Raw genomic sequence first — 22,872 nt, 5'->3', positions numbered from 1 at the left:
TTTAATCATATAAAAGATCAATAAATTTCTGTGTAGCAATAGGAATTGGAATATTCGTATTATGAAGAACCCCTATACTTCTTTGAGGGGGTTTTTCTTTTATATTTAAGATGAAAAATTTTTCTTTTTCGAGTGTATCTTTAATGGCATCAAGCATAACATATGAAATGCCGAGTCCAATCTTTGTTAACTCGACTAACAAATCAATACTGCCTAATTCAAATTCTGGCGTAATGGCTACATTATGTTTCTTGATAAAAGCATCAAAAAAATTTCTGGTCGTTGAATTTTTTTCAAGCAACAATAAAGGATAGTTTTCGAGTTCTTTTAGAGAAAGTACTTTACCTTTAAGATTTTTAAAAGAGCTCCCAGCAATAAAAACATCTTGAATTTTTTTGATTTCTTTGAAATGCATATTTTTATAAACTATTTTATGTGGAAGATTAATGACACTCATATCAACACTTCCCTTTTTTAACAGCTCTGCACACACAGGAGAAGGTCTATTGATGATATGAATTTTTATATCTGGATAAATTTCATGAAATTTCTTTAAAAAAGGAAGAAGATAATATTTGCAAATCGTGTCACTTGCGCCAATTCTTACTTCGCCTTTTTTTAAGGAATGAATCTCACCAACACTTCTCTCGCCAGATTTTATGAAGTTAAATGCTTGTTCAATATGTTTAAATAATAGTTCTCCTTCTACGGTGAATTTTACTTCCTTTGTATGGCGAAAGAAAAGTTTACTATTTAACTTTTCTTCTAATAGTTTGATGGATTGACTGACAGCAGATTGGGAAATATATAAATTATTGGCAGCTTGAGAAAAGCTTAAATATTTTCCGACAAAATAAAATACCTTGTATAATTCAAAATTGATCTCCAATTATAAGCACCCCTAATAGTTAATATTAATAGTATTAATTATATTTATTAATTGTATTATGTTAAAATTAAATTGTAAAGACATTAATTTATGAGGATCCTTCAATACCCTCAAGGTGCTCGAATAATGCATTATAAATTAATTTTTAAGGTAGCAGGACTATATGATGAAATATAAAATTTAATATATAAGGGTTTGAAAAAATTAGAGATAAAGGTGGGGAATAAAATGACAAAAGAGGTTAGAAGAATATTTGTGGAAAAGAAGCAGGGGTTTGATGTGGAAGCGAAGCATTTATATACGAAATTGGTAGAAAATTTAGGGATAAAGGAATTAAAAGGCGTAAGGATCCTTCATCGCTATGATATTTCAGGTATATCCAATGAAGAATATATAAAAACGAAGGGTACGATCTTTTCTGAGCCAAATGTAGACGATGTATATGATGAAAATTTTGAATATAGTGATTCGGATCGTGTATTTGCTATGGCGTATCTTCCAGGACAATACGATCAAAGAGCAGATTCAGCAGAGCAGTGTGTACAATTATTTACCCAAAAGGAAAAACCAACGATTATAACAGGAAAAATTATTGTTTTAGAAGGAGAAATTACAGAGGATATATTTTCAGCTATAAAAGATTATTGCATCAATCCTGTAGATTCGCAACAAGTACCTTTAGAAAAGCCAAATACTTTGGAAATGGAAGCAGAAATTCCAGATGATGTAGCTGTTATAGAAGGCTTTATGACAAAGACAGAAGATGAACTTCTAAAATTTAAAGAAGCGATGGGCTTTGCCATGAGTTTTGAAGATTTAAAGTTTTGTCAAAAATATTTTAGAGATACAGAAAAGAGAGATCCAACCATTACAGAACTTAAAGTGATTGACACCTATTGGTCAGATCATTGTCGCCATACGACTTTTTCAACAAAGATTGAAGAGGTAAAGATTGAAAAGGGTTCATTTAGTGAAATTATTGAAGAAGCATACAATGAATATTTAGCATCAAGAGCCTATGTTTATGAAAATAAGAAAAAAGATATGACTTTGATGGATATTGCGACAATAAGCATGAAGGAGCTTAGAAAGCAAGGAAAATTAAATGATTTAGATGTATCTGATGAAATTAATGCATGTAGTATTATAGTAAATGTGGATGTAGATGGAAAAATGGAAGAATGGCTTGTTATGTTTAAAAATGAAACACACAATCATCCAACAGAGATCGAGCCTTTTGGGGGTGCTGCCACATGCTTAGGTGGCGCAATCCGTGATCCATTGTCAGGAAGAAGCTATGTTTATCAAGCGATGCGTGTTACAGGTAGTGCGGACCCAAGAGCAAGTATGAGAGAGACCCTTCCAGGGAAATTACCTCAAAGAAAGATCACTACAGACGCAGCAGCAGGATATAGTTCTTATGGAAATCAAATCGGTCTTGCTACAGGACAAGTAGCAGAAGTTTATGATGAAGATTTTGTAGCAAAAAGAATGGAAATTGGCGCAGTGATTGCTGCCGCACCAAAAGAAAATGTAGTAAGAAAGAAACCCGAAAAAGGGGATGTGGTGATTCTCGTAGGAGGAAGAACAGGACGTGATGGTTGTGGAGGCGCAACAGGTTCTTCCAAAGAGCATACAGAAGAATCCATTTTTACATGTGGCGCTGAGGTACAAAAGGGAAATCCACCTACAGAAAGAAAAATCCAAAGATTATTTAGAAATCCATCTGTAAGTAAGCTGATTAAAAGATGCAATGATTTTGGTGCAGGAGGCGTTTCTGTAGCAATAGGAGAATTAACAGATAGCTTAGAAATAGATTTAGATCAAGTGCCTAAAAAATATGAAGGTTTAGATGGGACAGAGCTTGCCATATCAGAATCACAAGAGCGTATGGCAGTAGTAGTAGATCAGGAAAATGTAGCAGACTTTATAAAGTTTGCGCATGAAGAAAATCTAGAAGCGACTGTCGTTGCAAATGTGACAGATGATGGGCGATTAAAAATGAAATGGCGCGGGAAAACAATTTTAGATTTAAGTCGTGATTTTTTAGATACAAATGGCGTACAACAAAAGACAAATATTTATGTAGCAGCACCAAAGAACTCGGAAAATTATTTTGAAAAGTTACCAGAAGGATTGGAAATAAATGATTTAAAGAAAGCATGGATTGCAAATCTAAAAGATTTAAATGTAGCGAGTCAAAAAGGTTTAATCGAAAGATTTGATAGTACAATAGGTGCAGCGACAGTCCTGATGCCTCTTGGTGGCAAATACCAAATGACACCTGCTGAAGGGATGGTAGCAAAGATTCCACTACTTAAAGGGGATACAAAAACAGGTACAGTTATGACTTATGGATATAATCCAAAAATCGGAAAATGGAGTCCTTTCCATGGGGCATTATATGCAGTTGTTGAAGCCGTTACAAAGGTTGTAGCAACGGGTGGAAACCACAAAAATATTCGATTAACACTTCAAGAATATTTTGAAAAACTAGGAGATAATCCTACAAAATGGGGGAAACCATTTAGTGCCCTTTTAGGAGCGCACTATGCACAAAAGAAATTAAACATTCCTGCAATTGGTGGAAAAGATAGTATGTCAGGTACTTTTAAAGATATAAATGTACCACCTACTTTGGTAGCTTTTGCAGTAGATACAGTAAATGTAGAAAAGGTCATTTCACCAGAGTTTAAAGAAATTGCTAGCAACATTGTTCTTGTAAAATTAAACCGTGATGAAAATGAATTACCTGATTTTAATCATTTAGATAAAAACTTTAGTAAAATCACTACTTTGATTCAAAATAATAAAGTGTTATCAGCAAAATCTATTGGAATTGGAGGTATTGCAGCTTCCATTAGTAAGATGAGCTTTGGAAATAAAATAGGTATGGTATTTGAAAAAGAAATAGATCCTCAAACATTATTTTTAGCGGAATATGGTTCGATGCTCTTAGAAATAGATGTGCAAGAAAATATAGAAGAATTACTAAAAGATATAGAATATACAGTGTTAGGCCATACGCAAGAAAGAAATACAATCCTTATAAATGGATTAGAAATAGATATGGATTATGCCATGAGAGAATGGGAAGAACCACTTGAGAAGGTATTCCCAAGTAAAGAGGATATGGAAGGAACACCTAAGAAAATTTGTTTTGAACAAGGGGTTAAAAGTAAAGGAACTATAAAAATTGCAAAGCCAAGAATATTGATCCCTGTATTTCCCGGGAATAACTGTGAATATGATACAGCCAAGGTTTTCGAAAAAGCTGGTGGTGTGGCAGAGATGCTAGTTTTTAAAAACTTAGTTTCATCGGATATCGAAGAGTCTATAGAAGCAATGGTTCAAAGTATAAACAATTCACAGATTATTGCTATTCCTGGTGGATTTAGTGCAGGGGATGAGCCTGATGGTTCAGGGAAATTTATTGCAGCAGTTTTTAGAAATCCAAGAATAGAAGAAGCTGTTATGAACATGTTAAAACAAAGGGATGGATTAATGATCGGAATATGTAATGGATTCCAAGCGCTTATTAAGCTAGGACTTGTGCCTTATGGAGAAATCAGAGAAATGGATGCTAGTTCGCCAACTCTTACATTTAATAAGATAGGTAGACATATTTCAGGTTTGGCGAGAACAAAAATTGTTTCAAATCAATCACCTTGGTTAAGTAATGCTCGTGTTGGAGATATTCATACAGTTGCTGTATCTCACGGAGAAGGAAGATTTATTGCAAATGAAAAGGAACTGGAAATAATGATTCAAAATGGGCAGATTGCAACTCAATATGTAGACCTTGAGGGTAACCCAACTTACAATAGTGCCTACAATTCAAATGGCTCATTCCAAGCAGTCGAAGGAATCACAAGCCCTGATGGAAGAATATTTGGGAAAATGGGTCATACAGAAAGAATGGGTAAAAATATAGCGGTAAATGTTTTGGGAAATAAAGATCAGACGCTATTTGAAGCTGGTGTGAATTATTTTAGATAAGATGAACCGAGGGAAACCTCGGTTTTTTGTTATTTACTATAATAATGAAAAATGTAGATGGTATAAAAAACATGAATAAAATGACAACAGAATTTAATAGAAACGAATGTATTGATAATATTGTAAAAGTATTGGGATATGATGAATTAGAAGAGCTACCCTATCATGGTACTATTAATAATTTTTTAGAAAACCGTATATTTTCATTCAGTTTTAGAAGCGAAACTTATTTTAAATTTTAGTTGCATTGTAGCTAAAGAGGTGTTTTTTCAAAAAAGCCGCCATATATATTGTTAGGATTTTTAGAAATATTCGCAAAGATATAAAAGAGGTATTTCAGGTAAAATGTATGAATGTGCAATAGATGTAGAATATCTCAAGAAGGTAATTAATGTAATTTAAGTATTAGCGTGGGAGCGATTGCCCTGGAAAAACCCCTGTATTACATTGACTTTTGAGAATCTTAAGTTTATAATATTAATATTTATTCAATAAACTTTATATTAAGGAGGAATTATAAAAATGAACATAAAAGTAGCAAAGTTTGGAGGTTCTTCGGTAGCTGATGCCAAACAATTTCAAAAAGTAAGAGATATTGTATTAGCAGACAACCATCGTAGATATATTGTTCCATCAGCTCCAGGAAAAAGATATGGTGGAGATTATAAAATTACAGACTTACTCTATCTTTGTCATGCCCATGTACAGCATGCTGTTCCTTTTGATCAAATGTTTAGCATGATTACTGATCGTTATGTAGGAATTATTGATGAACTGAATCTATCGATTGATCTAAATCCTTATTTTGATGAGATTAAAGAAAAAATTACTCAAGGTGCATCTGCTGATTACACTGCAAGTCGAGGAGAGTATTTGAACGGACTTGTTTTAGCAAATTTACTAAATTATGATTTTGTAGATCCTAAAGAAATGATTTTATTTGACGAATATGGTGAGCTAGATACACAAAGAACACAAGAAGTTATCCGTGAAAAATTAAAACAACATAAATATGCAGTGATTCCAGGATTTTATGGAGGCATGCCAAATGGAGAGATCAAAACTTTTTCACGAGGAGGTTCTGATATTACGGGTTCTATTGTGGCGCAAGCAGTAGAAGCTGAAATTTATGAAAATTGGACAGATGTATCAGGTTTTTTAATGGCAGATCCACGTATTGTTGATAATCCAAAACAAATTGAGAAAATTACTTATCAAGAACTTAGAGAACTTTCTTATATGGGTGCAACAGTTTTACATGAAGAAGCTGTTTTTCCTGTTCGAGAAGCAGAAATTCCTATTAATGTAAGAAATACAAATGAACCTGATAATCCAGGAACAATTATTGTAAGTAATAATGAATCCAATAGGAGTATCAATACAATAACAGGTGTAGCAGGGCGGAAAGATTTTACCGTTATTGGGATTCAAAAAAATCGTATGAATGGAGAAGTAGGTTTTATCAGAAAAATACTTTCGATTGTAGAAGCAAATAACGTTTCTGTAGAGCATGTTCCATCTGGGATTGATACAATATCTATTGTTATATCTGACTCAAATTTAGGAAATAAAGGAAATAAAATTTTGAAAGAAATCAAAGAGCAATGTGACCCAGATGTAATAGAAATATATCCCAATATGGCACTTATTGCTACTGTCGGGCATGGAATGGCTTATACTCGTGGTGTCGCAGCAAAATTATTTTCTTCACTAGCAGAGAATAACATTAATATCCGAATGATTGATCAAGGATCAAGTGAAATCAATATTATTATAGGTGTTGAAACAAATGATTTTGAGAAAGCGGTACAGGCTATTTATAATGGTTTTGTAAAATAATATGATGTTTACTGACTATTTAAAGTTAAAGTGGAAGTTGATGTGAAACATTAAAAAGAAGCGACCAAGGTTGGTCGCTTCTTTATTACAGAAGTTTGAACAATAAAAATTTCAAAGAGAATTGTTTGAAACCTTTTTATTATTCATAAGTTCCTTTTACAAAGATTTCTTTTTTTTGAATCATGATACGCCCATTTGCAATAACCGTATCAATATCTAGATTTTTATCAAGAATTAGCAAGTCTGCATCAGATCTTTCTTGTATACATCCCTTTTTAGGATAAAGATTTAATGCCTTTGCAACATTTGATGTAAGGTACATAAGAGCTTCTTCAATGTTATAGTCTAATGTATCAACCATTTTCTTAAATTCATAGAATAGGCTATCAACCTGTGAAGCACCAATTTCAATAAGATTTCCGTAATCATCATAGTTTGACCAACTACCATATCCATCAGAACTCATGGTAATATTTTCAATGGGTACATTTTTTTCTTTTGCTCTTAAAATTACTTTTCCTGGAGCCAATTTGTCATAGATACCACAGGTTAAATCAATGATACCACCTTTTTTTGCAAAGTCAAAGCTTTCTATGAGTAAGTTTTCACGTCTGTTCACATGGGTAGGTCTGATGATTTTTATGGGAACTTCTGTATTTTCAACTACGTTCATGATTGGTTTTAATCCTTTATCACCATTTCCCATATGCACTACCAATATACCAGCTTTTCCTGACATCATTCCTGCAACCCGAACATCAGAGGCTAACCTAGCCAGTTCATCCTCATTAATATTTGAAGAACGATGATCTGAAAGGGCTATTTTTGCGCCGATGATTTCATCAATAAAAACAATATCTTTTTTGATAGAATCAGTAAGTGTTTTTGTAGGGTATTCATAAGAACCTGTATGAATATAAGCTGAAATTCCTTCTTCTTTTAAAGCTTTAGCTTTTGCTAAAACATTCTCTACAGATCTTGTAGTAGAATCTGTACCTAAAAGACCTACCACGGTAGTAATCCCTGCTTTTGTAAGCTTAGAAAGCGTAATTTCAGGAACTCTTGTTTTGAAGCTACCTTCTCCACCGCCACCTGTAATATGCACATGTTGATCAATAAATCCAGGAACCATTTTTTTCCCTTTTCCATCAATTACTTGTACTTTTTTATGATCAAGATGCAGTTTATCTTCTACTAATAATATCTTTCTGCCACCGATTAATACATCTTTTTTGCCTAGAAACTTTGGCGCATAAATTTCAATATTTTTTATTAATAGCATTTGCCTCTACCCCTTTTGGTTTAGTTTTATAACTTTTACTTCTTTTTATTAGGATCAAGAGGTGCAATACCTATACCTGTTATTGCAAGGATAATAGCAAACATGATCCCCATATAAGTTAAGTATTGCCCAAGGAAGGTATTCTAAAGTTGGAACACCTAAAGTAGCGGCCATATATGCTCCTGCTGCTGACCATGGCACGAGGGGAACTAAAACTGTTACTGAATCTTCTAATGTTCTTGAAAGATTTTTAGGATGAAGATTTTTTTGAATAAAAACGTCTTTAAATAATTCTCCAGGAAGTAATATGGATAAATAAGAACTTCCTGTAACAAAAGCTACGGTAAAACATGAAGCAATGGTAGAAAGAATAATACCAGCGGTTGATTTTACATGATGCATGATTGCTTGAAGAACCATATCGAGCATGCCAGATTTACTAACAATACCAGCAAAACCCATAGCACAGAAAATAAGAACGGTAGTGCCAGTAACAGAAACAACACCCCCACGATTGATCAGTTTTGTTACCTCAAAAATAGATTCTCCTTCAAATCCTGTCATAGTGACATTGAAACCATTTACAAGGGAAGTGAAACCATCTTTGAAAGTAAATCCTTGAATAAATACACCTAAAGCTACAGAAAAAAGACTTGTTCCAAGCATAGTAGGGATTGTTGGCCACTTCCTAAGGGAACCTGTAATGATAAGAAAAACAGGTAAAATTAATAGGATATTCCAGTTAAACATAGTATCTAATTGCTTAAGCATGATACCTACTGTTTCAGGTGTATTCATATGTCCAGATGCTTTTAGCCCTACAATAAAATAGACAATTAAAGAAACGATTGTAGCAGGAATCGTCGTATATAGCATGTGTTTAATATGCTCATATAGTTCACTTCCAGCAGCGATAGGCGCAAGATTGGTAGTATCTGATAAAGGAGAGATCTTATCTCCAAAATATGCACCCGCAACGATGGCACCTGCTGTAGCTGGTAATGAAACACCAAGTCCTCCTGCAATCCCCATAAGGGCAACCCCGATTGTTCCAGCTGACCCCCAAGAAGTTCCTGTAACCGTAGATACGACAGCTGTGATTATAAAAGCGGTTACAAGTAAAAATTTAGGGTTTACGATCTGAACACCGTAGTAAATAATCATCGGCACGGTTCCACTGAACATCCAAGAACCTATTAAGAACCCAACACTCCATAAAATAAGTGTTGCAGGAAGGGCTTGTGCAATTTTCTCGACAATTGCTTCTTGCATGTCTTTCCAAGTATAACCTAGCTGCATCGCAATGGTTCCAGCAACAAAAGCAGATAGGATTAATAATGGCTCTGTTCTAAATTGAAAATGCCCATAACCGATTGCTAATGCTAGAATCATGAAAATAATAGGAATGAGTGCCTGAACCAATGTAGGCTTTTTTCTGTTTGTTTCTTTCATGTTTATAAGTCCCCCTTTTTCTATTTGGTAATATATTTAGCAATTTTCATGCCAGAATTGTATGCATATAAAAAATGCATGAATACTTTGAAAAATTATATGCAAAAGATACATTTTTCAGAAGCTTCGTGCATTTTCGTAATATAGATAAATGATCAAAAAAATAATCATAAAAAATAAAAGTCTTTATTCGGGTTTTTTTTATCCATATAGTGGATGGATTTAACCGTATCTTATGCATTTATTTTAGTTTTTCTAAAAGGTGGATGCCTTTTTTTGTGATACAACAGCCTCTTTTTTTTGTGCCTATTTCAATCAATTCTTTTTGATTAAAACTTGCTAGGATGCTTCTGATTTTTCCCTCACCTAAAGAGAAGAGTTGTTTATCTGCTAAAGTTTTCAGTTTACTTCTGCCGATGCCTTCGTTTTTATATATGTTATCAAGAACCCATAATTCATGACGATTCAAATAGATCTTTTCATCTTGATGCACACTCTCAAGCAAATAATAAGGTAAATCGGAAAGGGTTATTTTTTTTTCTTCATATACAAAAGTGAGATATTCTACAAGATTGATAAGTTCTCTTACATTTCCTCGCCATCTGTAACTTTTTAAAAACGCAAGCGTATCTTGTTCGAATAGATCATCAAGGGGTTTGATTTTTTCTTTGCTAAAATAGATTTCTATAAAATGTTTCAAGAGATGAGGGATATCTTCTTGTCTGCTCCTCAATGGAATTGTTTTTAATGGCAATATATTGAGTCTGAAGAACAAATCTTCTCTGAATGCTTCTTTATCTATAAGAGATATTAAATTTTTATTTGTAGCAGTGATGACGCGTACATTGATAGGAATTTCTTCTGCTGCGCAAATTCTTCTTATTCTTTTTTCTTGTAGAACTCTCAATAATTTTACTTGAAAATCTAGAGGGGCATCTCCAATTTCATCTATAAATAAAGTGCCATCGTTGGCGATTTCAAAAAGACCGGCTTTCCCGCCCTTTCGAGCGCCTGTAAAAGCACCTTCTTCATAGCCAAATAATTCACTTTCTAATAAATTGGGTGTGATAGCTGCAATATTTACAGGGATAAACACATTTTTTTTTCTATAGGAATTCATATGGATACTTTGGGCGATGATTTCTTTACCCGTTCCATTTTCCCCTTGGATTAGAATGGTTGCATCTGTTTTAGAAAATTTTTCGGCTCTTTCTAATAATTTTTCGACTTGATGGTTTACTGTAATGTAGTCATGAAAGGTATAGTGTTTGTTTATAAATTTACTTACATAATTTCTTCTTATGGAATGATCTAATTTGGATATTTTTTCAGTATATTCTACTGTAATAACATAGCCTAAATGGTCTTCAAAGATAATAGGATCTACTTTTACTAATACCTCTTGTCTGCCGATCGTTGTAATGATCGAAGTCGTATCGGAGATAGAAAGATCTAGATTTGGAAAAAATGTATGGATCGATTGCATGAATAGATCTTTTTTATGTTTATTTAACATGTTTTCAAACTGTTTGTTAATTCTTATGATTTTTCCGAGTGCATTGATATAAACAACCCCTGATTCTACATTATTTAGAATGGTTTCTAACAATTTTTCAGATTGTTTGATTGCTTTTCTGTTAATATCAATAGATTTAGAAATTTCAACGATATCTTTTATATATCTTGTGGTCAAGCTTTCGTTAACAAATTTACTTAATTTAAGCCTTAATATAATTTCATATATAGTGCTTATATCTAGTATTCTGGTTTTTATATCAATGATTTCTTCAACAGAATGGGGAACTAAATGGGACTCACCTGGTGTTATTGCAGTAGTGAGTTTAGGATGATTTTCACATCCAGGATAGACTGGATAATATTTTATATCATCAAGTCCAATTTCTTCAAGCTGCCGAATAGCTTCAAAAGTAGAATTTTTAGCATCGTTTACAAGTAATACTTCTGTTCCATAGGCTAAAGAGATGAGTTGTTCAATATTTTTATGATTAATAACTCTTTTGGCGATTATATAATCCATATCTTTTTTGATTTTTTGTATAGAAGATAATTGAACAAGATCACTTGTAAATAAAATAAGGTCACAATCGATGGGGTGTGATTCTATTTCTGTTGACTGTATGGGTTCAATAATAATAAAATCTCCGATTAAATCAATAAGCTGTTTGGCAATAGCATTTCCTGTAATTTGACCGATACTCACAATAAGTAATTTTTTCATAAAAAGCCTCCATAAAACCTTATTTTATATAAAATTATAGCATATGTAAGTTGAAGCTTCATCGGTGAAGAAATAAATATTATTTATGCACCATGAAGCATGGTTTATAAAAATTAGCACTGGAAAATTATTTGAAAATAGATTACTATAAAACAAAAGTATAGGGGGGATGGAGATGAAAAAAATTGGTATACTTGGAGGAATGGGACCTCTTGCAACAGCTGATTTGTTCAAAAAGATTGTGCTACTAACAGATGCAAATAGTGATAATGAGCACATTCCTATATTAATAGATAATAATACAGAAATTCCTGATAGAACAGAGCATATTATTAATAATGGAGAAGATCCAACAATGCATTTAATAAAATCTGCGATTGGGTTAGAAAAGATGGGGGCAGATGTGATTATTATGCCTTGTAATACAGCCCATTATTTTTATGAAAAAATTATAAAATATGTGGATGTACCGTTTCTTCATATGATTGAAGAAACGGCAAAAGAAATTAAAAGTAAATATCCAAATGTCAAAAAGATCGGGCTTTTGGCAACAGAGGGAACGTATCAATCTTTAATATATGATAAAATCTTTGAAAAATATGATTTACCTTTAGTAAAACCAAAAGAGGGTAATAAGAAATATATTATGGAGCTTATTTATAATATCAAAAAAGGTAAAATGGATATGGATCTTACAAATTTTAAAAATGTTTTGAAGGAATTAAAAGAAGATGAGGTGGACATTTTTATACTAGGATGTACAGAACTGCCTGTAGCATTTGAAATATTTGAAATGGATAAGGAGTTTGCATGTGTAGACCCTACAAAAGTACTTGCATACAGTGCTATTCAATTTGTAGGGAAAAAGGTGAACAATAAATAAGATAATTTTTTAATAAAACATGTTAAAAAATTATCTATTGTTGCAATATTTAGAAAATTATAATACTATAGTGATAAATCAATTTGTAATATGAGATATAAATAAAATATTGTACCAGATGAGGATAGCGAGAGATATCTTTGTGAAGATAGCCGAAGGAGCAATATAAAAAGCGCTAACTTTTTATAGAAACTTTCAGGCAAAAAGGATCGCTATTGGATGGAACTCTGAAGAGTCCGAATAATCGGCACCGAAGGAGAAATACATGGTTTCATGTAGAAACTCTCAGGTTATGGAACAGAGGAATATATTGGCATAGGTGTTTATTGTGCTATTATATTCCTCTGTTTTATTTTATAAAAAAGAGGACGCAAAGGAAAATAATCATATTGTTTATGTTTTTAACCATGATAAGCAATAGTACTAAAAATGTAAAGGAGGATGCGTGATGAATGAAATTAGAAAAACATCTTTGTTTGAGCGACATGAACATCATGGGGGGAAAATCATTGACTTTTCAGGATGGGCATTACCTGTGCAGTATGAAGGGATCACGGCAGAGCATGAGGCTGTAAGAAATTTTGCAGGATTATTTGACGTATCGCATATGGGAGAAGTAGAGGCTATAGGGAGTCAATCATTTGATTTTGTACAAAATTTGGTCACAAACGATGTTTCAGTACTAGAAGATGGCCAGATACTATACACTTTTATGTGCTATCCTCATGGCGGGGTTGTAGATGATTTACTGGTATATAAGTTTAACAAGGACCATTTTTATCTTGTAATCAATGCAAGTAATGTGAAAAAGGATTTTAAATGGATGGAAGAAAACGTTGGGAATTTTGATGTGAAACTAAACAATATTTCTGACTATGTATCTGAAATGGCGATTCAAGGTCCAAATGCACAAAAAATATTACAAAAGTTAACGGATACAGATCTTTCAGAAATTAAATTCTTTTATTGTAAAAGAGATGTAGCGGTAGCGGGCGCAAATTGTTTAGTATCAAGAACAGGATATACAGGAGAAGATGGCTTTGAAATTTACTTATTCCATGAAGATGCAAAAAAAATATGGGGTGCATTGATGGAAGCTGGTAAAGAAGAAGGATTAAAGCCAGCAGGACTAGGGGCGAGAGATACTTTGAGATTTGAAGCGTCACTACCTCTATACGGAAATGAACTTTCTGAAGAAATTACACCACTCGAAGCAGGATTAGGTTTCTTTGTAAAACTGGATAAACCCAATTTCATTGGGAAAGAAGCATTGGCTAAACAAAACTCAGAAGGATTAAAGAGAAAAGTAGTTGGATTTGAAATGATCGATAAAGGAATTCCAAGACATGGATATGATGTGATGGCAGATGGCAAGAAAATCGGTTTTGTAACCACTGGTTATGCAGCGCCAACCGTAAAGAAAAACATCGGGTTGGCAATGGTAGATATAGCATATGCAAAATTAGATACAACCATTGAGATACAAGTTAGAAAAAAAGTTGCAAAGGCAAAAGTAATTAGCAAGAAGTTTTATACTAAAAATTATAAAAAATAATGGATTGTGGTGGAATGAATTTTCTATACAAGGGTAAATAGAAGCGAATGGATCAATTAACAAAATATAATATATATTTATAAAAAAAGGAGGAAGTTGTAATGAAAATTATACAAGGATTATATTATTCAAAGGATCATGAGTGGGTAAAAGTAGAGGGAGATAAGGCTTATATTGGTATTACGGAGTATGCGCAACATGCTTTAGGAGAAATCGTTTATGTAGAAGTGCCAGAAGTTGATGATGAATTAAATGTAGCGGATGTTTTTGGTGTTGTAGAATCTGTTAAAGCTGCTTCTGATTCGTATATGCCTGTTTCTGGGAAGGTTATAGAAATCAATGAAGAATTAGAAGATGCGCCACAACTGCTTAATGAAAAGCCTTATGAAAGCTGGATTTTAGCAGTTGCGTTATCGGATAGATCTGAACTTGATCATTTAATGGATGATAAAGGATATGAAGCATTTTGCAAAAGTGAAAGTCATTAATAAAAATAAATTTGTAAAGTAAGGAGGGAAAATATGCACAGATATATACCAAATACAGAAGTGGATAAAAAATTAATGCTTGATAGTATGGGTGCCAAGTCCATAGAGGACTTATTTGAAGATGTACCGAAAGAACTGCGTTTAAATAGAGCGTTAAACTTAGGGACAGCTTTATCAGAAACCGATCTTACAAAACATATGCATGCACTTGCAAATAAGAATAAAAGTATGAATGAAGGGGTTTCTTTTTTAGGCGCAGGGGCCTATGATCATTATATTCCTGCGATCATTAAGCATATTGCTAGTCGATCAGAGTTTTTTACAGCTTATACACCGTACCAGCCAGAAATTAGCCAAGGAACACTTCGTGTTATATTTGAATACCAAACCATGATTTCGAATCTTACAGGGATGGATGTAGCGAATGCCTCCATGTATGATGGACCAACTGCTTGTGTGGAAGCAGGAATGATGGCTTGTGCAAATACAAGACGAAAATCTGTTGTCGTATCAAAAACAGTCCATCCAGAGGTTAGAAAAGTAATGCATACTTATATGAAATTCAGAGATATTGAAGTGATTGAAGTAGATATGGCCGATGGTGTAACAGATATTGAAAAATTAAAATCTGTGGTTGAAAAAAATACAGCAGGCGTAATTGTGCAAAACCCTAATTTTTTTGGCATCATAGAAGACTTAACAGAAGTAGAAAAAATAACCCATGAAAATAAAGGAATGCTTATTACATATGTAGATCCAATTTCCTTAGGCATATTAAAAGCCCCAGGAGAATTAGGAGCAGACATTGTTGTAGGGGAAGGGCAATCATTAGGAAATGGGTTGAATTTTGGAGGCCCCTATTTAGGATTTATGGCAACGAAATCAAAATTAGCAAGAAAAATGCCCGGAAGAATTGTTGGGCAATCGGTTGATGTAGATAGAAAAAGAGCGTTTGTATTGACATTACAGGCAAGAGAACAACATATTAGAAGATTTAAAGCGACTTCAAATATTTGCTCAAATCAAGGATTAAATGCGTTAATGGCAACGATTTATTTAACAACAATGGGTAAAAAAGGACTTAAAGAAGTAGCGCAGCGGTGTGTTCAAAAGTCCCATTATGCATGCAATGAAATTACAAAGAGTGGTAAATTTAAACCCTTATTCAATCAACCATTTTTTAAAGAATTTGTAGTAACAAGTGATATGGACAGTGAAAATGTTAATAAGAATCTGTTAAAAAATGGAATATTTGGTGGGTATGAACTTGGAAAGGATTATCCTGAACTTGAGAATGGAATCATGTTTGCTGTAACAGAAAAAAGAACAAAGAATGAAATAGATAAGCTTTCAAGCGTTTTGGAGGTGATATAGTGAAGGCATATGATCAATTGATCTTTGAAATTTGTAAAGAAGGAAGAACAGCATATTCTCTTCCAAACTGTGACTTATGTAATGGAGAAATGAGTGAATTTATTCCTAATGCGTTTTTAAGAGTGCATGAAGTGGAATTACCTGAGGTAAGTGAAGTAGATGTGATTAGACATTACACCAATTTATCTAATTTAAATTATGGTGTTGACACAGGATTTTATCCTTTAGGATCTTGTACAATGAAATATAATCCAAAAATTAATGAAGATGTGGCATCTATTAAGGGACTTACTGATATACATCCTTATCAACCCGAAGAAACGGTACAAGGTGCGCTTGAAATGATGTACAATTTAGGAAATATGTTATCAGAAATATCGGGGATGGATAAAACAACATTGCAACCTGCTGCGGGGGCACATGGAGAACTTACAGGGCTTATGATTATAAAAGCTTATCATGAAAGCCGCGGAGATGTAAAAAGAAAGAAAATTATTGTACCTGATTCTGCGCATGGCACAAATCCAGCAACTGCTGCTGTTGCAGGATTTGAAATTGTTGAAATTCAATCTGATAAAAATGGTGCAGTAGATATAGATGCATTAAAAGCTGTGTTGAATGACGAAATTGCAGGTTTAATGTTAACCAATCCAAGTACGCTAGGGCTTTTTGAGAAAAATATAAAGTGGATTGCAGATCTTGTACATGAAGCAGGTGGACTTTTATATTATGATGGGGCAAATATGAATGCGATCATGGGAAAAGTAAGACCTGGAGATATGGGCTTTGATGTAATGCACTATAATTTACACAAGACTTTTTCTACACCACATGGTGGAGGCGGACCAGGAAGTGGGCCAATAGGCGTGAAAGAGCATCTTGTTAAGTTTTTGCCTGTGCCGGTAATTGATAAAAAAGAGGATCAGTATCTATTAAACTATGATCGACCGGATACAATCGGAAAGATTAAAGGATTTTATGGAAATTATGGAATTATGCTTCGTGCATATGCTTATATTCTTACAATGGGATCAGAAGGCATTAAAGAAGTAAGTGAAATAGCAGTTTTAAATGCAAATTATATGATGAATAAATTGAAGGAACATTATTATTTGCCAATTAATCAAGTATGCAAGCATGAATTTGTTTTAGGGGGGGTAGGGGGAGTGCTTTTAGAAGTTTCGACCCTTGATGTAGCAAAGAGGTTACTAGACTATGGATATCATCCACCAACTATTTATTTCCCATTAATTGTGAATGAAGCATTGATGATTGAACCAACAGAAACGGAAAGTCTTGAAACCATTGATGGATTTATCGAAACGATGATAAAAATTGCAAAAGAGGCAAAGGAAGATCCACAGATTTTAAAGAGCGCACCACATAATACACCTGTTAAGAGAATAGATGAAGCGAGAGCAGCAAGAAATCTCATTGTAAAATGGGAAAAATAGAGGGTATATAAGCTATTGATTCCAACGAATAATCTATTTGTTGGAATCAATAAGACCTCGTTTTGTAGGTTTGCTTAAATGAATATTTTATAGTATCAGAAAAAATAGTGGTGATAAAATTTATGGTATTTTGGTACAGCTTCCGCTACCTAAACATATAGACGATAAGAAAGTATTAGAAAGAATCAGTTATGAAAAAGAAAGATATGATTTTAAAGGAAGGTGAAAAAATGGAGAGCGGTATTATTGTATTAGGTGGGGGTCCAGGAGGGTATTATGCAGCGATTAGAGGCGCTCAACTAGGAGCAAAGGTTACACTTGTAGAAAAAGAAGAACTTGGTGGAACTTGTCTTAACTGGGGATGTATTCCAACTAAAGTGTTATATAGAAATGCAGAAATATTGAATACCTTAAAAAATATAGATGAATATGGTATTCATATTGAAAACTATCATATTGATGTTCCAAAGATTCAAGAAAGAAAACAAAATATTGTAAAACAACTTGTTGATGGGATATCTAAATTGATGGAAGCAAATAAAGTGGAAGTTGTTTATGGCGTAGGTGTATTAAAGAATAAGAATACGATTTTAGTAAATTTAAATGATGGTGGACAAATAGATATTAAAGGAAAAAATATTATCATTGCAACAGGTTCTAAAGTATCCATTCCCGCTATACCTGGAGCAGATTTAGATGAATTGCTTACAAGTAAAAAGATATTAGATTTTACAGAAATACCAAAGAGCCTTACTGTAATTGGTGGAGGGGTTATAGGAATAGAATTTGCTACGATTTTTAATGCTTTAGGATCAGAGGTAACAGTTTTATCTCGTTCACCGAATATCCTAAAAAGAATGGAAGCAGATTTGACAAAAAGACTTGCTACATCACTAAAAAAGAAGGGGATTACTATTCATAGAGGTGTACAAGGAAAAAAAATTAAAAAGGAAAATAATAAATTTGTTGTTTATGCAGATACGAAAAAGGGAGAAATAAGAGTAGAAAGTGAGCAGGTATTATTATCAAGTGGAAGAAAACCGAATATAGAAGGCATAAATCTTGAAGGTGTCGGAATCAATTTTGACAAAAAAGGAATAAAAGTAAATGAGCAGCTTGAAACAAATATCAATGGAATTTATGCTATTGGGGATGTAATTGGTAAGAATATGCTAGCTCATGTTGCATCACATCATGGTATAACAGCAGCTGAAAATATAATGGGAATAGAAAGTAAAATGAATCATGAAGTGATTCCTGATTGTGCATTCACTTTTCCTGAAATTTCAAGTGTAGGAATCAAAGAAGAAGAAGCAAAAGATAAAGGGATAAAATATAAAACCAGCAAGTTTTTATTTGGAGGAAATGGAAAGGCGCTTGCCCTAGGAGAATCTGAAGGGATGGTAAAAGTTATAGCCAATGAAAAAGATGAAATAATTGGTGTACACATTATGGGTCCTCATGCATCGGACCTGATACACGAAGGTGCTTTGGCAATTAGTTCGAAAATGAAAATTGATGATATTGCACATACAATTCATGCGCATCCAACATTATCTGAAGCTTTTGCGGAAGCTATTTTAGGATTGAAAGAGGAAGCTATTCATATGATTCCTTCCAAAAGATAGGTTTATTTTGGAGGACTCTTTAAGTGTAAAAGGAGCTGGTGCAATGAAAATAAATATTCTATTTCTTGGAAGATGTGAATATGAAAAAGCTTTAGAAATTCAGTATGATTTTTTAAAAAAGAGACAGAATCAAGAGATCGGAGATACGTTGATTTTAGTGGAACATCCATCTGTTATCACATTAGGAAGACGCGCGGAAAAGGCACATATTCTAGGAAGTGAAGAATTTTTAAAGGATAAAGGAACAAAATTATTCCAAATTAATAGAGGTGGAGATGTTACTTATCATGGAGATGGACAAATTGTTGGATATCCTATATTTGATTTGAAAAATTCTCGTATAGGTATAAGAAATTTTGTCAGTAATCTTGAGGAAGTGTTTATTAATATTTTAAAGGAAGAATACAATATCATAGCAGGAAGAGATGCAGAACATACAGGGGTATGGGTAGATGATAAAAAGATTGTTGCCATAGGTTTAGCAGTGAAAAGAGGCGTTACAATGCATGGGTTTGCTTTTAATGTGAATACAAATTTGGATCACTTTAAGTGGATCATACCTTGTGGTATATCTGATAGGGGTGTTACCTCTGTTCAAAATATTGTTGGAAGAGCGATTGATTTTAAACATGCAAATAAATTAGTATTAGATTATTTTTGTGAAACTTTCAATTATGAAAACTATGAAGAAATACATTTAAATAAATTAGTCAGCGAGAAATGATTCAAAACGACATAAATGGGAATGTATGGATAAACCAAGGGGCGGGAGGGATTATATATGGTGATACAAAGGAAACCAGAATGGCTTAGAATAAACTTAAGTGAAGGACGTAGTTTAGACTATATAAAAGATTTACTGAATAAGTATGATTTAAATACTGTATGTGAAGAAGCAAATTGTCCAAATAGAATGGAGTGTTTTAGTAAAAAAACAGCAACTTTTATGATTTTAGGGAGTGAATGCTCTCGTAATTGTAAATTTTGTAATGTTTCACATGGGAAACTACAAGACGTTGATTTGAATGAACCTGAAAATGTTGCAAATGCAGCGTTAGAACTTGGATTAAAACACGTTGTCATTACTTCAGTAACAAGGGATGATCTGCCAGATGGCGGAGCGGGGCATTTTGCCAATGTGATTAAAGCCATAAAATCACGAGATGACAGGATTGTTGTTGAGGTTTTGATTCCAGATTTTCAAGGGGATGAGGCCGCATTAAATAAAGTGATAGAAGCAAAGCCTGAGATTATTAATCATAATATTGAAACCGTTTCTAGATTGTACCCACAGGTACGTTCTATGGCAGTATATGCACGTTCTTTAGAAGTATTAAAGAATGTAAAGAAAATGAATAAACATATATTTACAAAGTCGGGAATTATGGTTGGACTTGGAGAGAAGGAAGAAGAAGTCATGAAGGTTCTAGAAGATTTGAGAGATATAGGATGTGACTTTCTAACGATTGGACAGTACTTAACGCCTAGTATAAAACATTATCCTGTTGTAGCGTATATACCACCAGAGACTTTTGAAAAATATAAGAAAGAGGCACGTAAGATAGGCTTTAAATTTGTTACTTCAGGACCTTTTGTAAGAAGTTCTTATCATGCTGCTGAGGCTATGCGTAGTCAAAAAAATTGATAGTAATTTTATGCTTCCAACCTGTAAAAAAATTTATAGATATTAAACCCCATAGATTTTTATATCTATGGGGTCGATTTTTTTAGATTGCTCTTGTTTCTTGTTTTAGCCAAGCTTTTTCTTCTTCATTTAAATAGGGAGAAAGTTTTTCATAAACGTTCTTATGGTAAGTATTTAACCAATCTCTTTCTTTTTCTATAAGCATCTCAGGAATGATTCCCTCGAGGTCAATTGGACAGAAAGAGATGGTTTCAAATTTCATGAATTGTCCAGAATCAGTCTTGCTATCTTCTGTTATTAATAGGATATTTTCTGTTCGAATGCCATGTTTTCCTTGTTTATATACGCCAGGCTCATTGGTTACAATCATTCCTTTTTCAAGTATTGTAGTATTTACACGAGGGCTTATGCTATGAGGACCTTCATGTACATTTAAGAAAAACCCTACACCATGACCTGTTCCACATTTATAATCTATACCATGTTCCCATAATGGCATTCTTGCCAATATGTCCATTCGCTCACCTGTACTGCCGTATAAGAAATTCGATATCGTTAAAGCAATATGACCTTTTAAAACTAAGGTGAAATCAATTTTTTCTTCTTCGCTTAAAGTTCCTAAAGCAATGGTTCTTGTAATATCTGTTGTCCCATCAAAATACTGAGAGCCTGCATCTAAAAGTAAAAACCCCTCTTTTTCAAGTTCGTAAGTAATCTCTGGGGTTGCTTTATAGTGCATCATCGCAGCGTGGTCTTTATAGCCTGCTATAGTATCAAAGCTAAGCCCAACAAATTGATCATCTTGTGCTTTGATTGCAGTAAGCTTTTCATCTACAGTTATTTCGGTGATTTTTTCTTTTCCGAGATTCTGATCTAACCAATGGAGTAATTTTACCATATAAACACCATCTCGGATATGACAATTTTTTATATTCTCTATTTCTATAGGATTTTTAACAGCTTTTAATGAAGTAGTAATATTTAATTGCTCAATTTTCTCACAGGCATTAGGGATTGCATGATATAACCATATATTTATTTTATCTGGATCTAATAAAACACGATCCGTATTCTTTAAGTTTTTCAAACAATTTTCTATTTCATTATATTCTTTGATAATAATGTCAGCATCTTCTAACTCTTGCCTAATATCTTTAGGAACTTTTCTGTGATCTATAAAAAGATTTGCTTCATTTTGTGAAATTAAAGCATAGGAAATGGCTACAGGACTACAATGTATATCATTTCCTCGGATATTAAAAAGCCAAGCAATATCATCTAGGCTCCCTAGTAAATAATGGGTTACATCTTTTTTCTGCATATGGGCTCTAACTTGGTCAATTTTTTCAGTTCTTGATTTACCTGCATATTTTATAGGGTGTGTAAAAATCGTATCCAATGGGGATGCAGGTCGATCATCCCAAATGAAATCAATTAAATCATATTCAGCGTTTATGCGGATATTCTTTCTAGCATATTTTTTCTCCATAGATTTAACAGTTGAAGTTGGAAATACTTTTCCATCAAAGCCTACTGTCCCACCAGGATTTAGCAAAGCATAGATCCAATCTACATACGTAGGTACATTAGGTTGCATCATCTTAAATAATTTAATACCAGAACCTTCAAGCTGTTTTTCAGCTTGTATAAAATATCTTCCATCTGTCCATAAACCTGCCTTATCTTTTGTAACAACTACTGTTCCAGCAGAACCTGTAAAGCCAGATATAAAAGTTCTTGACTTCCAATGCTCAGCTACATATTCACTTTGATGGGCATCAAAGCTAGGTATGATGTAGGCATCAATATTTTTCGAACACATCCACTGTCTTAGTGAATTGATTTTTTCTTTAATATTCATATAGGTGACCACCTCCTAGTTTATATATCCGTATTTTATAATTATATAACAGCCAAATGTTATTGTATAGAGCAAAAGTAGGATTATTGTATTTTTTTGTATTTAATGTATAGATTATACAGTTAAATAAAATTGTTTTTTCTAGCGGATCTATGCACTGTTAGAGCAAAAGATGAATTTATAGTATATATAATTGATGGATAGCACAGATTTAGATATAATAGCTACTATAGAGGAATGGGAATAGGAATATTAGAAAAAAATAGAACGATCAATTTATGAGA

16 protein-coding genes and 2 riboswitches are annotated in these 22,872 nt (G+C 33.2%); of the genes, 11 read left to right on the top strand and 5 right to left on the bottom strand.

All coding sequences use genetic code 11. From position 1 onward, the window contains the following. Window position 1: 1 nt before the first annotated feature. Window positions 2-889: a LysR family transcriptional regulator gene (locus EV214_RS08375; protein ID WP_132244651.1), complete on the bottom strand. Its 888-nt coding sequence runs from the start codon at window positions 887-889 to the stop codon at window positions 2-4. A gap of 228 nt (window positions 890-1,117) precedes the next feature. Between EV214_RS08375 and EV214_RS08370 the strand changes: the two genes are divergently transcribed. Together EV214_RS08370 and EV214_RS08360 are read left to right on the top strand one after the other, a co-directional pair. Continuing rightward, window positions 1,118-4,888, top strand: a complete 3,771-nt coding sequence (locus EV214_RS08370; RefSeq protein ID WP_132244649.1) for a phosphoribosylformylglycinamidine synthase — start codon at window positions 1,118-1,120, stop codon at window positions 4,886-4,888. A 522-nt stretch (window positions 4,889-5,410) separates the two neighbouring features. Then, on the top strand, window positions 5,411-6,727 hold the full coding sequence (locus EV214_RS08360; protein ID WP_132244645.1) for an aspartate kinase: 1,317 nt from the start codon (window positions 5,411-5,413) through the stop codon (window positions 6,725-6,727). Between the two features lie 139 nt (window positions 6,728-6,866). Here EV214_RS08360 and iadA read toward each other — a convergent pair whose 3' ends face one another. From iadA to EV214_RS08345, 3 genes are all read right to left on the bottom strand, one after another. Next, window positions 6,867-8,009, bottom strand: a complete 1,143-nt coding sequence (iadA, locus tag EV214_RS08355) for a beta-aspartyl-peptidase (RefSeq protein WP_132244643.1) — start codon at window positions 8,007-8,009, stop codon at window positions 6,867-6,869. A gap of 54 nt (window positions 8,010-8,063) precedes the next feature. Beyond that, complete coding sequence (gene nhaC, locus EV214_RS08350; protein ID WP_330571280.1) at window positions 8,064-9,461, bottom strand: Na+/H+ antiporter NhaC; 1,398 nt, start codon at window positions 9,459-9,461, stop codon at window positions 8,064-8,066. Between the two features lie 241 nt (window positions 9,462-9,702). Beyond that, window positions 9,703-11,700 carry a sigma-54 interaction domain-containing protein gene (locus EV214_RS08345; RefSeq protein ID WP_132244641.1) on the bottom strand — a complete coding sequence of 666 codons (1,998 nt, stop codon included), beginning with the start codon at window positions 11,698-11,700 and terminating at the stop codon, window positions 9,703-9,705. 175 nt (window positions 11,701-11,875) lie between these two features. On the opposite strand from EV214_RS08345, the gene cuyB reads away from it, so the two are divergent. The 9 genes from cuyB (at window position 11,876) to lipA (ending at window position 20,727) form a co-directional block, all read left to right on the top strand. After that, window positions 11,876-12,583 (top strand): cysteate racemase, encoded by a 708-nt coding sequence (gene cuyB / locus EV214_RS08340; protein ID WP_132244639.1) that lies wholly within the window; start codon window positions 11,876-11,878, stop codon window positions 12,581-12,583. 118 nt (window positions 12,584-12,701) lie between these two features. Further along, window positions 12,702-12,805: riboswitch (glycine riboswitch) on the top strand. A gap of 3 nt (window positions 12,806-12,808) precedes the next feature. Beyond that, window positions 12,809-12,886, top strand: a riboswitch (glycine riboswitch). 145 nt (window positions 12,887-13,031) lie between these two features. Next, window positions 13,032-14,138 (top strand): glycine cleavage system aminomethyltransferase GcvT, encoded by a 1,107-nt coding sequence (gcvT, locus tag EV214_RS08335; protein WP_132244637.1) that lies wholly within the window; start codon window positions 13,032-13,034, stop codon window positions 14,136-14,138. A gap of 101 nt (window positions 14,139-14,239) precedes the next feature. Then, the gene (gcvH, locus tag EV214_RS08330; RefSeq protein WP_132244635.1) at window positions 14,240-14,626 is read left to right on the top strand and encodes a glycine cleavage system protein GcvH; all 387 of its coding nucleotides are present in this window, start codon (window positions 14,240-14,242) and stop codon (window positions 14,624-14,626) included. Between the two features lie 33 nt (window positions 14,627-14,659). Further along, on the top strand, window positions 14,660-16,000 hold the full coding sequence (gene gcvPA, locus EV214_RS08325; RefSeq protein WP_132244633.1) for an aminomethyl-transferring glycine dehydrogenase subunit GcvPA: 1,341 nt from the start codon (window positions 14,660-14,662) through the stop codon (window positions 15,998-16,000). Further along, window positions 16,000-17,454 (top strand): aminomethyl-transferring glycine dehydrogenase subunit GcvPB, encoded by a 1,455-nt coding sequence (gcvPB, locus tag EV214_RS08320; RefSeq protein WP_132244631.1) that lies wholly within the window; start codon window positions 16,000-16,002, stop codon window positions 17,452-17,454. Before gcvPA ends, gcvPB begins: the two co-directional genes overlap by 1 nt. Window positions 17,455-17,584: 130 nt before the next feature. Then, window positions 17,585-17,680 (top strand): hypothetical protein, encoded by a 96-nt coding sequence (locus tag EV214_RS19665; RefSeq protein ID WP_243116601.1) that lies wholly within the window; start codon window positions 17,585-17,587, stop codon window positions 17,678-17,680. Next, the gene (gene lpdA, locus EV214_RS08310) at window positions 17,646-19,082 is read left to right on the top strand and encodes a dihydrolipoyl dehydrogenase (protein WP_243116600.1); all 1,437 of its coding nucleotides are present in this window, start codon (window positions 17,646-17,648) and stop codon (window positions 19,080-19,082) included. Before EV214_RS19665 ends, lpdA begins: the two co-directional genes overlap by 35 nt. Before the next feature lie 43 nt (window positions 19,083-19,125). Beyond that, complete coding sequence (gene lipB, locus EV214_RS08305; RefSeq protein WP_132244629.1) at window positions 19,126-19,806, top strand: lipoyl(octanoyl) transferase LipB; 681 nt, start codon at window positions 19,126-19,128, stop codon at window positions 19,804-19,806. Window positions 19,807-19,863: 57 nt separating this feature from the next. Further along, on the top strand, window positions 19,864-20,727 hold the full coding sequence (lipA, locus tag EV214_RS08300; protein ID WP_207669658.1) for a lipoyl synthase: 864 nt from the start codon (window positions 19,864-19,866) through the stop codon (window positions 20,725-20,727). Between the two features lie 82 nt (window positions 20,728-20,809). Here lipA and EV214_RS08295 read toward each other — a convergent pair whose 3' ends face one another. Then, the gene (locus EV214_RS08295; protein ID WP_132244627.1) at window positions 20,810-22,588 is read right to left on the bottom strand and encodes an aminopeptidase P family protein; all 1,779 of its coding nucleotides are present in this window, start codon (window positions 22,586-22,588) and stop codon (window positions 20,810-20,812) included. Between the last annotated feature and the right edge of the window lie 284 nt (window positions 22,589-22,872).

Source organism: Marinisporobacter balticus (assembly GCF_004345705.1).
Taxonomy (GTDB): Bacteria; Bacillota; Clostridia; order Peptostreptococcales; family Thermotaleaceae; genus Marinisporobacter; species Marinisporobacter balticus.
This window is presented reverse-complemented; position numbering and strand designations above follow the sequence as displayed.

Excerpts from the sequence above, each read along its gene's own strand:
- gcvT (WP_132244637.1), top strand. The coding sequence starts at position 13,032 with ATGAATGAAATTAGAAAAACATCTTTGTTTGAGCGACATGAACATCAT.
- EV214_RS08360 (WP_132244645.1), top strand. The coding sequence starts at position 5,411 with ATGAACATAAAAGTAGCAAAGTTTGGAGGTTCTTCGGTAGCTGATGCC.
- lipA (WP_207669658.1), top strand. The coding sequence starts at position 19,864 with ATGGTGATACAAAGGAAACCAGAATGGCTTAGAATAAACTTAAGTGAA.
- lpdA (WP_243116600.1), top strand. The coding sequence starts at position 17,646 with ATGAAAAAGAAAGATATGATTTTAAAGGAAGGTGAAAAAATGGAGAGC.
- EV214_RS08370 (WP_132244649.1), top strand. The coding sequence starts at position 1,118 with ATGACAAAAGAGGTTAGAAGAATATTTGTGGAAAAGAAGCAGGGGTTT.
- iadA (WP_132244643.1), bottom strand. The coding sequence starts at position 8,009 with ATGCTATTAATAAAAAATATTGAAATTTATGCGCCAAAGTTTCTAGGC.
- gcvPA (WP_132244633.1), top strand. The coding sequence starts at position 14,660 with ATGCACAGATATATACCAAATACAGAAGTGGATAAAAAATTAATGCTT.
- gcvH (WP_132244635.1), top strand. The coding sequence starts at position 14,240 with ATGAAAATTATACAAGGATTATATTATTCAAAGGATCATGAGTGGGTA.
- EV214_RS08295 (WP_132244627.1), bottom strand. The coding sequence starts at position 22,588 with ATGAATATTAAAGAAAAAATCAATTCACTAAGACAGTGGATGTGTTCG.
- EV214_RS08345 (WP_132244641.1), bottom strand. The coding sequence starts at position 11,700 with ATGAAAAAATTACTTATTGTGAGTATCGGTCAAATTACAGGAAATGCT.
- cuyB (WP_132244639.1), top strand. The coding sequence starts at position 11,876 with ATGAAAAAAATTGGTATACTTGGAGGAATGGGACCTCTTGCAACAGCT.
- lipB (WP_132244629.1), top strand. The coding sequence starts at position 19,126 with ATGAAAATAAATATTCTATTTCTTGGAAGATGTGAATATGAAAAAGCT.
- nhaC (WP_330571280.1), bottom strand. The coding sequence starts at position 9,461 with ATGAAAGAAACAAACAGAAAAAAGCCTACATTGGTTCAGGCACTCATT.